At 64.8% G+C, this 14,309-nt stretch carries 12 protein-coding genes and 3 pseudogenes; 12 read left to right on the top strand and 3 right to left on the bottom strand.

Translation table 11 applies throughout. The features are described from left to right. From AC07FN_RS44665 to AC07FN_RS44650, 4 genes and pseudogenes are all read left to right on the top strand, one after another. Positions 1-156: pseudogene (locus tag AC07FN_RS44665) on the top strand (flavodoxin-dependent (E)-4-hydroxy-3-methylbut-2-enyl-diphosphate synthase); the annotation flags it as partial. Beyond that, entirely contained in the window at positions 153-2,027 is a 1,875-nt protein-coding gene (locus tag AC07FN_RS44660; protein WP_478401162.1) for a 2-oxoacid:acceptor oxidoreductase subunit alpha, read from the top strand. The pseudogene AC07FN_RS44665 and the gene AC07FN_RS44660, both read left to right, overlap by 4 nt. Further along, on the top strand, positions 2,024-3,031 hold the full coding sequence (locus AC07FN_RS44655) for a 2-oxoacid:ferredoxin oxidoreductase subunit beta (protein ID WP_478401161.1): 1,008 nt from the start codon (positions 2,024-2,026) through the stop codon (positions 3,029-3,031). Before AC07FN_RS44660 ends, AC07FN_RS44655 begins: the two co-directional genes overlap by 4 nt. Then, positions 3,028-3,468: a hypothetical protein gene (locus AC07FN_RS44650; protein ID WP_435830445.1), complete on the top strand. Its 441-nt coding sequence runs from the start codon at positions 3,028-3,030 to the stop codon at positions 3,466-3,468. The genes AC07FN_RS44655 and AC07FN_RS44650 overlap by 4 nt, the downstream gene beginning before the upstream one ends. Before the next feature lie 681 nt (positions 3,469-4,149). Here the strand turns inward: AC07FN_RS44650 and AC07FN_RS44645 are convergent. Then, positions 4,150-4,446 (bottom strand): hypothetical protein, encoded by a 297-nt coding sequence (locus AC07FN_RS44645; RefSeq protein ID WP_478401160.1) that lies wholly within the window; start codon positions 4,444-4,446, stop codon positions 4,150-4,152. 547 nt (positions 4,447-4,993) lie between these two features. On the opposite strand from AC07FN_RS44645, the pseudogene AC07FN_RS44640 reads away from it, so the two are divergent. Next, positions 4,994-5,191, top strand: a pseudogene (locus tag AC07FN_RS44640) (hypothetical protein); the annotation flags it as partial. 32 nt (positions 5,192-5,223) lie between these two features. On the opposite strand, the gene AC07FN_RS44635 reads toward AC07FN_RS44640, so the two are convergent. Further along, on the bottom strand, positions 5,224-5,844 hold the full coding sequence (locus AC07FN_RS44635) for a DUF305 domain-containing protein (RefSeq protein WP_478401159.1): 621 nt from the start codon (positions 5,842-5,844) through the stop codon (positions 5,224-5,226). Between the two features lie 8 nt (positions 5,845-5,852). After that, positions 5,853-7,262 (bottom strand): LVIVD repeat-containing protein, encoded by a 1,410-nt coding sequence (locus AC07FN_RS44630; RefSeq protein ID WP_478401158.1) that lies wholly within the window; start codon positions 7,260-7,262, stop codon positions 5,853-5,855. 1,492 nt (positions 7,263-8,754) lie between these two features. Here AC07FN_RS44630 and AC07FN_RS44625 point away from each other — a divergent pair. The 7 genes and pseudogenes from AC07FN_RS44625 to AC07FN_RS44595 all read left to right on the top strand — a co-directional run. Then, positions 8,755-9,495 carry a hypothetical protein gene (locus AC07FN_RS44625; RefSeq protein ID WP_478401157.1) on the top strand — a complete coding sequence of 247 codons (741 nt, stop codon included), beginning with the start codon at positions 8,755-8,757 and terminating at the stop codon, positions 9,493-9,495. Between the two features lie 11 nt (positions 9,496-9,506). Next, entirely contained in the window at positions 9,507-10,187 is a 681-nt protein-coding gene (locus tag AC07FN_RS44620; protein WP_478401156.1) for an O-methyltransferase, read from the top strand. 41 nt (positions 10,188-10,228) lie between these two features. After that, positions 10,229-11,671 carry a tryptophanase gene (locus tag AC07FN_RS44615; protein ID WP_478401155.1) on the top strand — a complete coding sequence of 481 codons (1,443 nt, stop codon included), beginning with the start codon at positions 10,229-10,231 and terminating at the stop codon, positions 11,669-11,671. A 165-nt stretch (positions 11,672-11,836) separates the two neighbouring features. Then, the gene (locus AC07FN_RS44610; RefSeq protein WP_478401154.1) at positions 11,837-12,130 is read left to right on the top strand and encodes a transposase; all 294 of its coding nucleotides are present in this window, start codon (positions 11,837-11,839) and stop codon (positions 12,128-12,130) included. After that, positions 12,127-12,849: pseudogene (locus AC07FN_RS44605) on the top strand (IS3 family transposase); the annotation flags it as partial. The gene AC07FN_RS44610 and the pseudogene AC07FN_RS44605, both read left to right, overlap by 4 nt. Beyond that, entirely contained in the window at positions 12,839-13,894 is a 1,056-nt protein-coding gene (locus tag AC07FN_RS44600) for a Tn3 family transposase (RefSeq protein ID WP_478401163.1), read from the top strand. The pseudogene AC07FN_RS44605 and the gene AC07FN_RS44600, both read left to right, overlap by 11 nt. Positions 13,895-14,065: 171 nt before the next feature. Continuing rightward, on the top strand, positions 14,066-14,309 hold a 244-nt coding region (locus tag AC07FN_RS44595; protein WP_478401153.1), incomplete at its 3' end, for a hypothetical protein.

Here is a 14,309-nt window from a genome sequence, read left to right as displayed (position 1 = left end):
GCCTCGGGCAACGGCAAGGGCCAGATCTTCGTCAAGGGCGAGGTGATCAAGACGGTGCCGGAGCACCAGATCGTCGAGACCCTGATCGAGGAGGCCATGCGCATCGCCGAGGACATGGAGCCCGTGCCCGGCTCCTCTCCGGTGGTCCTGTCATGACCGCCGTCGCTCCCGGTCCCGCTCTGAAGGAAGTGGATCGGATCGTGATCCGGTTTGCGGGCGACTCCGGCGACGGCATGCAGCTGACCGGAGACCGCTTCACCTCCGAGGCCGCCACCTTCGGCAACGACCTCGCCACCCTACCCGACTTCCCCGCCGAAATCCGCGCCCCACAAGGCACTCTACCTGGCGTTTCCAGCTTCCAACTACACTTCGCCGACTACGACATCCTCACCCCCGGCGACCGCCCCGACGTACTCGTCGCGATGAACCCCGCCGCGCTCAAGGCCAACATCGCCGACCTGCCCGCCGGCGGCATCCTCATCGTCAACACCGATGAGTTCACCAAGCGCAACCTGGCAAAGGTCGACTACACCAGCAATCCCCTGGAAGACCAGTCACTGGCCTCCTACCAGGTACACCAGGTCGCGATGGCCAGCATCACCCGCGCCGCACTCGAACCCACCGGCCTGTCGAAAAGGGACGCCGAACGCGCGAAGAACATGTTCGCCCTCGGCCTGCTGTCCTGGATGTACAACCGGGAAACCGTCGGTACTGAGCGGTTCTTGCGCGAGAAGTTCGCCAAGAATCCCGCCATCGCCGAGGCCAACATCCTCGCCTTCCACACCGGCTGGAACTACGGCGAGACCACCGAGTCGTTCGCGGTGACCTACCTGGTTGCCCCGGCCAAGCTCGCCGCCGGCACCTACCGGCAGATCAATGGCAACACCGCGCTCGCCTACGGCATCGTCGCGGCCGGCCAGTGCGCCAAACGCCCTGTGTTCCTGGGGACCTACCCCATCACTCCCGCCTCGGACGTGCTGCACGAGTTGGCCAAGCACAAGAACTTCGACGTCACCACCTTCCAGGCCGAGGACGAGATCGCCGGGATCGGCGCCGCCCTGGGAGCCTCCTTCGGCGGCGCGCTCGGCGTGACCTCCACCTCGGGCCCGGGCATGGCGCTGAAGTCCGAGACCATCGGCCTGGCGGTGATGACCGAGATGCCACTGGTCGTGCTGGACATCCAGCGCGGCGGCCCCTCCACAGGTCTGCCCACCAAGACCGAGCAGGCCGACCTGCTGCAAGCCATGTTCGGCCGCAACGGCGAGGCCCCGGTCCCGATCACCGCCCCGCGCTCCCCCGCGGACTGCTTCCAGGCGGCGCTGGACGCGACTCGGATCGCGTTGACCTACCGCACTCCGGTGCTGCTACTGTCGGACGGCTACATCGCTAACGGCTCCGAGCCGTGGCTGATCCCCGACATCGAAGATCTCCCGGACCTGTCGGTGGAGTTCGCGACCGAGCCGAACGCCACCGACGGGTCCGGCGAGTTCTGGCCCTACCTACGTGACCCGCAGACCCTGGCGCGGCCGTGGGCGGTGCCGGGCACGCCCGGACTGGAGCACCGGATCGGTGGTCTGGAGAAGGCCGACCGGACCGGCAACATCTCCTACGCCCCGGACAACCACGACAAGATGGTCCGACTGCGCCAGGCCAAGGTCGACGGCATCGACGTGCCCGACGCCGAGGTCGACGACCCGTCGGGCAACGCCCGGGCACTGGTGCTGGGGTGGGGGTCGAGTTTCGGACCGATCGGCGCGGCGTGTCGGCGGGTCCGCGGGCTGGGGATGGACATCGCGCACGTCCATCTGCGCAATCTCAACCCGTTCCCGCGCAACCTGGGTGAGGTGCTGAGTCGTTACGACAAGGTTGTAGTGCCGGAGATGAATCTGGGTCAGCTGGTGATGCTGGTCCGCGCGAAGTTCCTGGTGGACGCGGTGTCGTACACCAAGGTCGCGGGTCTGCCGTTCAAGGCCGAGGAGTTGCAGGACGTCTTCGTTGACCTCGTGAAGGGACTGGATGCTGCATGACCGGCATCGACCTGGGCCTGCCGGCACTGGGCGGCCTGGCGGCCGTGCCGACCTTCGACGGCAAGCAGTCCGCCAAGGACTTCAAGACCGACCAGGAAGTCCGCTGGTGTCCTGGCTGCGGTGACTACGCCGTGCTCGCCGCCGTGCAGTCGTTCCTGCCGGAACTGGGGCTCAAGCGCGAGAACATCGTGTTCATCTCGGGTATCGGCTGCTCCAGTCGCTTCCCGTACTACATGAACGCTTACGGCATGCACTCCATCCACGGGCGCGCCCCGGCGATCGCAAGCGGTCTGGCCATCAGCCGGGAGGACCTGTCGGTATGGGTGGTCACCGGTGACGGCGACGCGTTGTCGATCGGCGGCAACCACCTGATCCACGCCCTGCGCCGCAACGTGAACCTGAACATTCTGCTGTTCAACAACCAGATCTACGGTCTGACCAAGGGGCAATACTCGCCCACCTCGGAAGAAGGCAAGGTCACCAAGTCGACCCCGATGGGTTCGCTGGATCATCCGTTCAACCCGATCTCGCTGGCTCTGGGCGCGGAGGCGACCTTCGTCGGGCGGGCACTGGACTCCGATCGTAAGCAGTTGACGGAGGTGCTACGGGTGGCTGCCGAGCACCGGGGCTCGGCGCTGGTGGAGATCTACCAGAACTGCCCGATCTTCAACGACGGCGCCTTCGAACTGGCCAAACAACAACCCGTCGCGTTGCGCCACGGCGAACCCATCCGCGACGGTAACAAGATCCTCACCCGCCAATCGGATGGCACACTCGCCTTCACCACCGACGGCGAGCCTGTCATCCACGACACGACAATCCCCGACCCGTCCTACGCGTTCCAACTGTCCCGACTGGACCGAACACTGACCGGTGTCTTCCGCTGCGTCGACCGGCCGGTCTACGACGACCTGGCCCGCGCACAGGTGAACGCCACCAAAAACCGACCGCCGGACCTGGCGAGCTTGCTGGCAGGACGCGACACCTGGCAGGTCTCCCCATGATCCAGCGTCCTCATCCTCGGCTCGACCGGGTCCATCGGCACCCAGGCGCTGGACATAATCGCGGCGAACCCGGATACGTTCCACGTTGCGGGACTGGCCGCAGTGGCAATGCCGAACTCCTCGCCGCGCAGGCGGTCAGGTTCGGCGTTCGCATCATCGCGGTCAAGACCGAGGCAGCGCAGGAACGCCGCGCCCTGGGTTACATGGGCAACGTCCTCACCGGACTCGATGAGACGTCCGAACTGCTCAACACTACTCCGGCCGACGCCATGCTGAACGCGATACCCGGCACGCAAGGGCTCGACCCCACGCTGCACACGTTAGCAGCCTGCGCACAACTGGCTCTAGCGAACAAAAAATCCTGGTGGCCGGCGGCCAGCTGGTGCAAGCTGCGGCCTCACCCGGTCGGCTGGTGCCGGTCAACTCCGACGTGCTGACCGAGTCCGGAGGCCGCGTTTCGCGGCAAGAACGCGTCGGCCTGGCCGGTGTGACCGTACGGAACGCTCTGGCACACCCACCCGGGGCAGGGGGCCGCTCGTGAACTTTGTCCGTCGGTGACTTGCCCAGCGACGGTTTCCACGCTCGGGTCGGGGTCTTCCACTCCATCTCCCCCTACGACGACGTGACGCCCGGCACCACCGGTTCCGGCATCACCGTGCATGGCGAGGGCGCCGACATTGTCCCAACAGGACCGGACCGCCTTGCCGCACGGACAGTGTCCGCGCTCGCGTGCCACCTCGACCATCCTGTGTGGACCGGAGAGGTACACGTGAGGCTGCACAAGCGCATCCCGGTCGCTGGCGGCATGGCGGGCTGCAGCGCGGATGCGGGGCCACCCTGGCCGGGTCAGCTGAGATGAGTCCTTCCTCTGCCTGGGCGCCACTGCATTCGACCGAGCGCTGCGTGCACACGGCGTTCCTGATGACCGCATCCGCTTCGAAATATGTAGAGGCCGCCACTTTGGCATCGAGCACCGCTACCCTGCGGCGATCGCCTGGGCTTGCACGCAGGGCCGCCGGATTTGTCTCCGGCGGCCCCGTAGTCGTTGCGGTCGCTCACCGAGCTTTGACGGCCCGAGAGCTTCAGCGAAGACGAGTGACGACGCGCCCGTTGTGCCGTCAGGACACGTAGAAGCTCGGTCCAGGGATTCCGTGCACCTCAGCGCCCCGCTGACCATTGTAGATGAACGAACCCATGTAGCGGTCCAGGGTGAACACGTCGACCCGTTCGTTGGTGTTCCCGCCCAGGTCGATAGTCGCACAGGTCTCTTCGTTGGGGCGCTTGGCGGGTGTGAAGCTGAGACCACCACGTCCAGGAAGCTTCACCGTGACGAAGAAGTCCTTTCCAGTGCAGACCTTCAAGGTGCCAGGGGTGGCCGCTTGCGCCATCCCTGTGGAGGCCAAGGTGATCGCCACGCTGAAGGCACCGATGACCCCCGCCGCCCTGGTGACCCGGCTCGAAACCGCTTTCCTCATGTTCATTCACTCCCAAATCCTCGAAACCATTCGGACGCCCCGTTTCTACCTCGTTCCTGACTTCTTGCCGGAGTTTGCGAGCTTCTTGGAGTCGGTAGGACGCACATCTCGGCCCGAAAGTACAGTGCGTTTCCGGCCGTGTGCCAGTAGTCCTCGGGAAGATCGGGCTGCGGATTTGGGCCCGATCAGCGGTGAGCCTGAAATCCCTTCGTGTGAGCTCTGGCTCAGGTTCCTTCGTGGTACGCGCCAGTTGCGGGTCCAGGTCCGGTTGGCAACGTGGTCGCGTGTTGCGTCCATGGCGTTCGGCGACGCTGACGCAGTACGTCTCGATCCGCTACACCGACCGCCTGTCCGAAGTAGGCGCATCGGCTTCGGTGGCTTGGTGGCTTGGTGGCTGACTTCGACAACGCGATGGCTGAGCTCTCAACAGCACGTTCAAGGCCGAACTGATCGACATCTGACCCCGTGACGGGCTTCCGACGAAGTCGAGCGTGCCGTGTCCGCCTGGGTCGCGTGGTACAACGATGAGCGCCTGCACTCGGAACTGGACTACGTCCCACCCACCGAGTACGAACACGTCTACTGGCGGAGCGTCTGGGACAAGACCCGCAAGCACCCTGAACAAGAAAGATCTCTACGAAACCCCGGGCACCTCACAGGCCCGGGACACTTGCCGTGGCAATGAGTCGCTTCAGCCGGGACACCATGCTTCTCTCGTTACGGGTCGCGTTGGCCAAGGAAGGCAGTTAACTGCTGGTTTTCCTTGGACTGTTCGACGGCTATGCGTTGGGCGAGTGCCTTGACTTGAGGGGTGGCGGCGTGGGTGGCCGCGTAGTCCGCCATGAGCACGCCGCCTTGGTGATGGCGCACCATGAGTTGCAGGAAGTAGACCTCTTTCGTGCTATCGGTGAGTTCTCCCAGTCGGTTCAGCTCGTCCTGAGTTGCCATACCGGGCATCGCACCGTGCTGGTTGCCGTCGTGGTGGGCTTGGTGGCTTTCGGCATGGCCAGGCATCCAGTCCATCGGTGCGCTCGAGGAGATGAGCGGTTTGTCCCATGCTTGGAGGAAGCCCGTCATCTGTCCGATCTCCAGGAGTTGATTGCCCCGCAACACGTCGGCCAGGCTGGCGATCTCAACGCCCGCCCCACTGCGTACGATCTCGCTCATGGTCACGGCCTGCTGGTGATGGACGATCATGTCCTGCAGGAATCCCATGTCGACTGCGGATGGCATGGTGTCGCTGCCTGACTCGTGGGGGCTGCCAGGAGGAGTGGCCAGCGCAGCACCGATGAGCGCTGCGCCCGCCAGTAGCGCGAGCCCGCACAGCGCGAGCAGCAAGCGCCGGATCATCCTTGTGCACCGTTGGTGAGTTGCAGGGCCAGGAACCCGTTGTCCTGGCAGGTAACCCAGAGCTGGTCCGAACCGACAAACCGCGGGGGCGAGCTGCACCAGTCGGCGGTCAGGTTGGACCCGGTGAGGCCGCCCCCGAGGGACGCGCCAATGCCGTAGGCGTGTTCGGACCCTTTGAGCTTGGCCTTGTTGTCGGATTGGGCGGGTGGGTTGTAGTAGGCGATCTCCTTGACCTGGGAAAGATCACGGATGTCGAAGACCCGCACACCGGACTGGAACCAGCCACAGGCGAGCTTGCGCGGCTCATCGGCACGGTCCACCGAGCAGTAGTGAGCTTCGTAGCCGAAAAACCCGTTACCGACAGTGTCCTCGATCCGCTCGGCTGCGTGCTCGGGAGCATTGATTCCGAGCTTCAGCTGATGGGCAGCCTTCGGGTTGCGTTCGTCGCTGATGTCGATGAACCGGACGCCGCCGTTGTTAAATTCATCGACTGCGACGAGGTAGGGCTTACCTTGATACGTGATGGGAATGGTGTGTTGCGTGAACAGGCCGTCGCTCCAGGACACACTCCCGATCTGAATGATCGCCGGGGCCGGTTCCCTGTTCTGGATGGCGCTGACGTCGAAGATGTCGACGCCCGGAGGAGCGGCCCGTGTCATGTACAACCTGTTGCCGTCGGCGCTGAGAGAGAATCCGTGGTTGGCTGGGATGCCGGAGAGGCCGGTGAAGACCATGCGTGGTTTGGTGGGATCGGAGACGTCGATCGCGGTGAATGAGCCCCCGACGAGGCCGCTGGCGTAGTAAGTATTGCCGTCAGGGGCCCACTCGCCCTCGTGCCCGAGCACGTTCGCCGGCATTGTCAGGTTGGTACCGTTGGCGCCGTTGAGGATCCGCGGCCTCGCACAGTCCTGAGAGATGTCGTAGACGTCGAAGAACAGTGCCCCCAACGCCCCTCCGCCCGACACACCGGCCAGCAGCCCGCGCTTCTCGTTCACTTTAAGACTTTCCCAGGGCGAGGTGAACATCGCGGGGCTGGTGAGGTTGGTGGAGAGACGAGGATTCCGCGGGTCCGAAACGTCGACGACCTGCGTGCCCTGCGACCGCTTCCCCGGTGTCCCAAGGAACGCGGTCGCCATGTAGGCGCACGTGTCGTACGACGGGTTCACCCACGCCGCGCCTTCGCCCTGATAGCCGCCCAGCCTAACGAGATTGCACCAGTAGCCCAGCTTGTTCCGCCCACTGTCACGGTCAACCTTGGGCACCTGCCCCTGAACACCGGTCTCCGGCCACGAGCCGGGGCCGCAGTCGGCTTCGGCGACCCGATTCACCAACAGGGACTCTGGCTCGGCAGCAGTGCTCGAGGCCGGTAGGCCGACCGTCACGGTGGCGATCGCCACTCCCAGCACGACCTGCCTGCTCCACCACTTCGGTGTCGTATCTGACCGGAATCGTCTTCGTACCACTTCATACACCCTTCCATGACGCATTCGCACGGATATGCGCGCCGTTCTGCGCACCGCGGTGGCCGGCAGATTCTGCGCTGAACTCGCTCTTGACTCGGCTCGATCGGCCGGACATGAAATCTGGATTGCCGAAGTTTGCCGAGGTAGATCGACCTCAAGCTCGCCGAACCGATCCCGAAGACGGGAAGGAACAACGTACCGATCAAGCCGGCGGGTCGGTGCCGAAAGTTATCAGTTCACCGCGATCGACGACTGCACCCGACTGCGCGTCACGAGACTTACCCGCGCAACGACCAGAAGACCGAGATCCAGTTCCTCGGCTGCGTGCTCTCCCAGCCGCCGTCCGCCGTCGAGCACGTGTGGAGCGTTCCTGCCGCATAGTTTCTACCGACTCCTGGACAGCGTTGTCAACGACGTCGACTTCTTCAACGCGCGCCTCAAGGAGCCGACACCCATCAGCGGCACACGCGGCAACGCCGCCGACAGCAGCACATCGCCTCCCTGTCAAGTCCAGACGGTCACTTTGTGATGACCTATCGGACATCCCTTGTGGAGGGATGTTGCTTCGAGAAAGGCGGCCAGGAAAGGATCCGGACGTGCCGCGGTCCCCGATGCGATCGCTCAACGACCCAAAACTCGGACACATTGCGGTAAGTATTACTAATAGTACTTTTGCGTCATTATCTTGAAGGGGCGCTTGCAGATGTGGCATGTGGTGATCCCACCAAGCTGCTCGGCTATCGGAAGCATCGACTTCCGCGCTTCCTCGGTCCACAACCCACGCGCGTACAGCTCGCCTTGACTCGCCGATCCGATCGCAGCAGTCCTCCAGCATCCGCGCGGCGAAAACACCAACCGCCGACGAGGCCTGTCGGCCACATCCAGAGTCATCACCACCGTCGATAACTATCCACGGAGGATGATCGACACGATGCGTTAGGACATAACAAATCACTACTAATAGTGGATCGAACCGCCTCGTCTTCGCTCACCTGGAAACCGGCCCCTTCGGGCACCGGCTGGGCGTGCCGCAGAGCCTGCCTGGCCATGGACGTAGGCCGGCCCGCACGTACGTCCTTCGGCGACCGCTTCCCGAAGATGGTTGTGTGTCGATCCTGACTGGGCACGGACAAGTAACTCCACCGCGTCGTTAGGGGCTTCGACCACAGCAACGGTGAGCCGTGTGCCTCGTACCAAGGAGCAACTCATGAGATCTTCCACCACTAGCGATGTGTGCTTCCGCGTTTCCGCTCCTTCCGCGTACGGTGACGTTGCCCCCCTTGTGCTGACGATGCCGGAAGATGAGCCCTCGCCCTGCCCACACGCGGCAGAGGGAATGCCAGGGTGCACCCAGCCAATCGAAGAAGATTTGCGCACACTACGCCACGCTGCACACGGTGGACAGCCTTCCGTTCTGCGGGCCCCGCTCGACCTGGTGGAACGGATCCGCTACCGGTGGGTGGTGGGGCACCACGCAGCGTTCGGTGTCTGGCAGATGCAGGCCCGGTGCTTGCAAGCAATTGCCGATAATCCCGCCCCCACAAGCGATGCCGTCCATACAGCGGCGCGGCTGTACGACGCGTACTCCTTGTTGTTCCTCTACACCGGAAGCTGCTCGGCCAAACACTATGCCGCGACTGTGCGGGCCGACATGATGGCCTGCAACGCGGCTTTCAGCGGCAAGTGGGCTCGCGACTACGAGCCGGTTACGCTAGCCCTGCGGGGGATCCGAGACAAACACCCTGAATCTGTCATCGCGCCGCTGACAAACGCCGCCAAGCGCAATCATCGGCTGCACATGGCCGTCGCCAAGAAACTTGTTCCGAATGACGCCTCCCTCTTGCGGAAGGCCGGGCACCACCCGGGGCAAGCACCGACCGAGGCCGAACGTGATGTCTTCGATGCTTTCTTCCAGGTCCAGCGACGCCCCTTGTGCCGACGAGCATTCGCCGCGCAGCTCGTCCGCCGCTTTGCCCAAGTGATGTGCGACATCGCCGCCCACAGATTGAGCGGTCCAGCTTCTGCCCCCGACCGGCAGGACGCGATACCGGCGCCGCGCGACGCGGCGCTGCGGGACGCTTTCGAACAATTCGAGGAAGACGCCGGAGACCTACTGCTGAGAATCAGCGAAATCGTCATCTCACAAGAGGTCGCGCTACCTCGACAGCGCCGATGAAGGGACTTCGCGTGAACACCAACGCAAACGATATCAAGACGCTTCAGATCACACCCCCTCTTTATCAGTACCTGGTGGAACAAGCCCAGCCTCCCACGCCGGCGCAGCAGTACTTGATCGACCGGACTCGTGCTCTCGGTGGATGCGCCGAGATGCAGATCCCGCACGAACAGGCAGTGTTCTTGAATCTGCTCACTCGCCTGATCGGCGCCAGGTGGGTCGTCGAAGTAGGAACCTTCACCGGTTACTCCACCCTCGCCTTCGCCCTAGGCATGCCTAGCGTCGGTCGAGTGACAACCTGCGACCTGTCCGAAGAGTGGCTGAGGATCGCGCAAGACGCCTGGGAACAGGCCGGTGTCGCTGACCGCATCGAATCGCTAATCGGGCCCGCGGCGGAGACCCTCGAAACGTTGCCCACCGGTCAGATGATCGACTTGGTGTTCATCGATGCCGACAAGCCCGGATACGAGGCATATTGGGAACTGCTGGTTCCCCGAGTACGCCCCGGCGGACTATTGCTCGCAGACAACGTCTTGTATTACGGCGAAGCAGCCAGCCCGGACGCCACCGGTAATGCCCGGGCTATCCGGGCCTTCAACGACCGGGTACGAGACGACGAGCGCGTCGAGTCGGTCCTACTCCCGATCGCCGACGGACTAACCATCGCCCGCAAGCTGCCCGAACGCCAATAACCAGCGCAGCCCCATTCAACACAAGGACAGAGGAGACGAACGTGACCGTGCCCTATACAGCCGAGCCCTGGCGAATCAAGGTCGTCGAGCCGATCCGAATCCCTACCCGCGAGGAACGCGAGCGAGCGATCCTGGCCGCCGGCTACAACGTCTCGCTGCTGCGCTCGGACGAGGTCTACATCGACCTCTACACCGACTCGGGCACCAACGCCATGTCCGACCGGCAGTGGGCTGGGATGATGGTCGGTGACGAGGCCTACGCCGGATCGTCCAGCTTCTACCGGCTGGAAGCTGCCGTCCAGAAGTACTACGGCTATCCACACGTCATCCCCGTCCACCAAGGCCGAGGTGCGGAGAACATCCTGTCCCGGTGCCTGGTTCGCCCCGGCAGCCACATCCCAGGGAACATGTACTTCACCACCACCCGCGCCCACCAGGAGCTCAACGGCGGCTCCTTCCACGACGTGATCGTCAGCCGGGCACACGATCCCTCCTCAGAGCATCCGTTCAAGGGCGATGTAGACCTGGATGCGCTCGAGCGGCTCATCCACAAGGTTGGAGCGGACGCCCTCCCGTACGTCAGTGTGGCTGCCACGGTCAACATGGCCGGCGGACAGCCGATCAGCATGGCCAACCTGACGGCGCTACGCGAACTGACTGCCCAGCACCGGATTCCGGTCATCCTTGACGCCGCCCGCGCCGTGGAGAACGCCTGGTTCATCCAGCAGCGCGAACCAGGCTGGGGTGATCGCAGCATCGCCGAAATCCTCTGGCAGATGTGCGCGCTGACCGATGGCGCCTGCATGTCGGCGAAGAAGGATAGCTACGCCAACATCGGTGGCTGGCTGGCCGTGCGCGATCCCGGGCTCGCAGAGCAGGCCCGCAACCTCGTCGTGGTGTACGAAGGACTACACACCTACGGCGGAATGGCCGGGCGGGACATGGAGGCAGTGGCCCGCGGCATCGAGGAGTCGGTACAAGAGGACAACATCCGGGCGCGGATCCAGCAGGTCGCTTACCTGGGGGAACGGCTGATCCAGGCAGGCGTGCCCGTTGTACGGCCGATCGGCGGGCATGCAGTCTGCCTAGACGCCGCCGCAATCATGCCTGCCGTCCCACGAGACCAGTTCCCCGCCCAGACGCTGGCCGCCGCGCTCTACCTGGACTCCGGCACCCGCGGCGCCGAACGCGGCGTGGTCTCCGCCGGCCGCGACCCGGTCACCGGTGAAAACAGGCATCCCCGCCTGGAACTGGTGCGGCTGACCATCCCGCGCCGGGTCTACACCCGCAGCCACCTCGACGTGGTCGCGGACAGCGTCATCCGCACCGCCCAGCACAGCGCTGCCGCCACCACTGGCCTGTCCTTCACACACGAACCCGCGACCCTGCGCTTCTTCCAGGCACGCTTCGCCCCAGTGCACGCGGACTCGGACGACGGGATCTCCGGACCGTACACCGCGCTGACAGCGGCCCAGAAAGGCTAACCATCTGCAGCACGCCATGGAGCACCAGGCGCAGGGCAAGGCAAGCACTTTTTCTACGCGCTGCTGGCAGAGACCGGCGTGTTCGGTCCGAACGCGCCCTGAGGTTGCCCCTGTGGACCGGACACCCTGATCCCAGGCAGTAGTTGCCTGAGCAAGGATGTCCCTGTGTCACGTTCGTCGAAGTTTCCCGAGCAGTTCCGCAAGGACGCGGTCGAGCCGGCCCGGTCCTCGGATAGGCCGTTACGGCAGGTGGCCCGCGAGCTCGGGGTGAACCACGAGACGCTGCGTAATTGGGTCCGCACCGCCGAACGCGCCGAGGTCGCGTCGCCTGGCAGCAGCGTTTCGGTGAGTGAGCAGGAAGAGCTGCGGGCGCTGCGTAAGCGGGTGGCCGAGTTGGAGCTGGAGAAGGAGATTCTCCGCAAGGCAGCCGCCTATTTCGCCAAGGAGATGGGTCGTTGACCTGCAGCTACCGGTTCGTCTCCGAACACCGCGCCGTCTTCGGCGTCGCACGGCTGTGCCGGGTCCTGGGTATCAGGCGTCCGGGCTTCTATGAGTGGCTGGCCGCCGCACCCGCGCGCGCCGAACGGGCCGCCGCCGACGAACGGCTGGCAGCCGAGATCGCCGAGGTCCATGCCGAGCACCGTGGAGCCTACGGCCGCCCGCGGGTCACCGCCGCATTGCGCCGCCGCGGCTGGCGGGTCAACCACAAACGCGTCGAGCGGATCATGCGCGAGCACAGCATCGCCGGCATCACCCGGCGGCGGCGCCGGTCACTGACCAGGCAGGATGAGACCGCCGCCCCGGTGCTGGATCTCATCGGCCGCGACTTCACCGCCGAAGCGCCCGGCAGGCGGCTCGTCGGTGACATCACCTATCTGCCCACGCAGGAGGGCCGGCTGTATCTGGCTACCGTGATCGACCTGCACAGCAGGGAGGTCATCGGCCACGCGATGGCCAGGCACATGCGCGCCGAACTGGTCGGTGATGCGATCGTGGTGCCACTGCTGGACATGCTCAAGGAGACCGCGCTGCGGATCGGGCTCCTGGACCACTTCGTCCCGGCTGGGTCGCGGGGCGGGCTGGGCCGTGCGGAGCTGGCCGAGCGGCTGATCCTGGCGATCTTCGGGTACGGCACGAACATCGGGTTCCGCGCCATCGCCGCGGGCGATCACGGCCACACCGAGGAGGAGCTGCGCTACGCGCGCCGTCGCTACTTCTCCGCCGACGGCGCCCGACGGGTTCGCCGCGGCGATCGCGAACGCGACCTTCGCCGCCCGCCAGGACCTGATCTGGGGCACAGGGACCGGGGCGGTGGCGTCGGACTCGACACACTTCGGAGCGTTCGACCAGAACTTGTTCACCCAGCACAACGTCCGCAACGGCGGCCGCGGCGTGCTGATCTACTGGCACGTGGACAAGAAGTCGATGGCGATCAACTCGCAGCTGCTGCACTGCACCGCCTCCGAGGTCGCCGCGATGGTCGAGGGCGCGATGCACCACCGCACCGAGATGGACGTCGGGGCCAACTACGTCGATTCCCACGGCCAGTCCGAGATCGGGTTCGGCATCACAAAGCTGCTCGGCTTCGTGCTCAAGCCACGGCTGAAGCGGATCAACGTCACCAAGCTCTACCTGCCCGACGGCGAGTTCCGGGCGCAGATCCCGGACCTGGCGCCGGTGCTCTCGCGGCGCGGGCCGATCCGGTGGGACCTGATCGCGCAGCAGTACGACCAGCTGGTCAAGTACGCCACGGCGATCAACAACCGCACTGCCTCCACCGAGGCGATCCTGCGCCGCTTCACCCGGGCCGCGACCCACCCGACCTACCAGGCGATGTTGGAGGTCGGCCGCGCCCAGCGCACCGTGTTCCTCTGTCGGTACCTGCGCTCGCGCGATGAGCAGCGGGAGGTCAACTCCGGGCTCAACGTCGTGGAGTCGTGGAACGGCGCGAACGCGCAGATCTTCTACGGCAAGGCCGGCGATATCGCCTCCAACCGCCGCGACGAGCAAGAGATGTCGGTGCTGTGCCTGCACATCGTGCAGGCGGCGATGGTCTACATCAACACCCTGATGATCCAGGACGTGCTGGCCGAACCTGAATGGGCGGCCGCGTTCGGATCGGCGGACTACCGCGGGCTGACGCCGCTGATGTGGGCGCACGTGGCGATGCACGGAGAGTTCAAGCTCAACATGAACTCCCGCCTCACTCTCGGCCCGTTGTGATGCGCAGCGATTTTGTCAGTGAATGCGCAACGGAAGTGTCAGTGAACGATTCAGCTGTGCGCAGTCGAACATGGATCTTATGAGCGTGGGAACTCATGATTTGGTCCCCGTTGGATCAGTCAGGCCGCGGCTCGGGGAGGAGCTGTCCCAGGACGGGCACAGTGATGGGCGATGACGCGGCCGGTGCGCGTGGTGTCGGGGGTGTTCCCGCACGGGCCGACCACACGGCGAGTCGCCGAGGAACTGGCTCGCGCGGTCCTGGTGGACGTCTTGAAGGGAACCCGTTATCAGCTGCAGGATCTGGTGCTGGAGCAGTTGTCCCGTCGGCCGCACTTGGGTCACTGGCGGAACGCGGAGTCAATGAAGTCGCGGACCAGCTGGTGGAGGCGTTCGGGCTGGTTATGTCTGAGCATAT

This window comes from Saccharopolyspora sp. NPDC045941 (assembly GCF_056431445.1).
The sequence above is the reverse complement of the archived record's forward strand: the minus strand, read 5'-3'. Positions and strand labels throughout refer to the sequence as shown.

Excerpts from the sequence above, each read along its gene's own strand:
- AC07FN_RS44660 (WP_478401162.1), top strand. The coding sequence starts at position 153 with ATGACCGCCGTCGCTCCCGGTCCCGCTCTGAAGGAAGTGGATCGGATC.
- AC07FN_RS44655 (WP_478401161.1), top strand. The coding sequence starts at position 2,024 with ATGACCGGCATCGACCTGGGCCTGCCGGCACTGGGCGGCCTGGCGGCC.
- AC07FN_RS44650 (WP_435830445.1), top strand. The coding sequence starts at position 3,028 with ATGATCCAGCGTCCTCATCCTCGGCTCGACCGGGTCCATCGGCACCCA.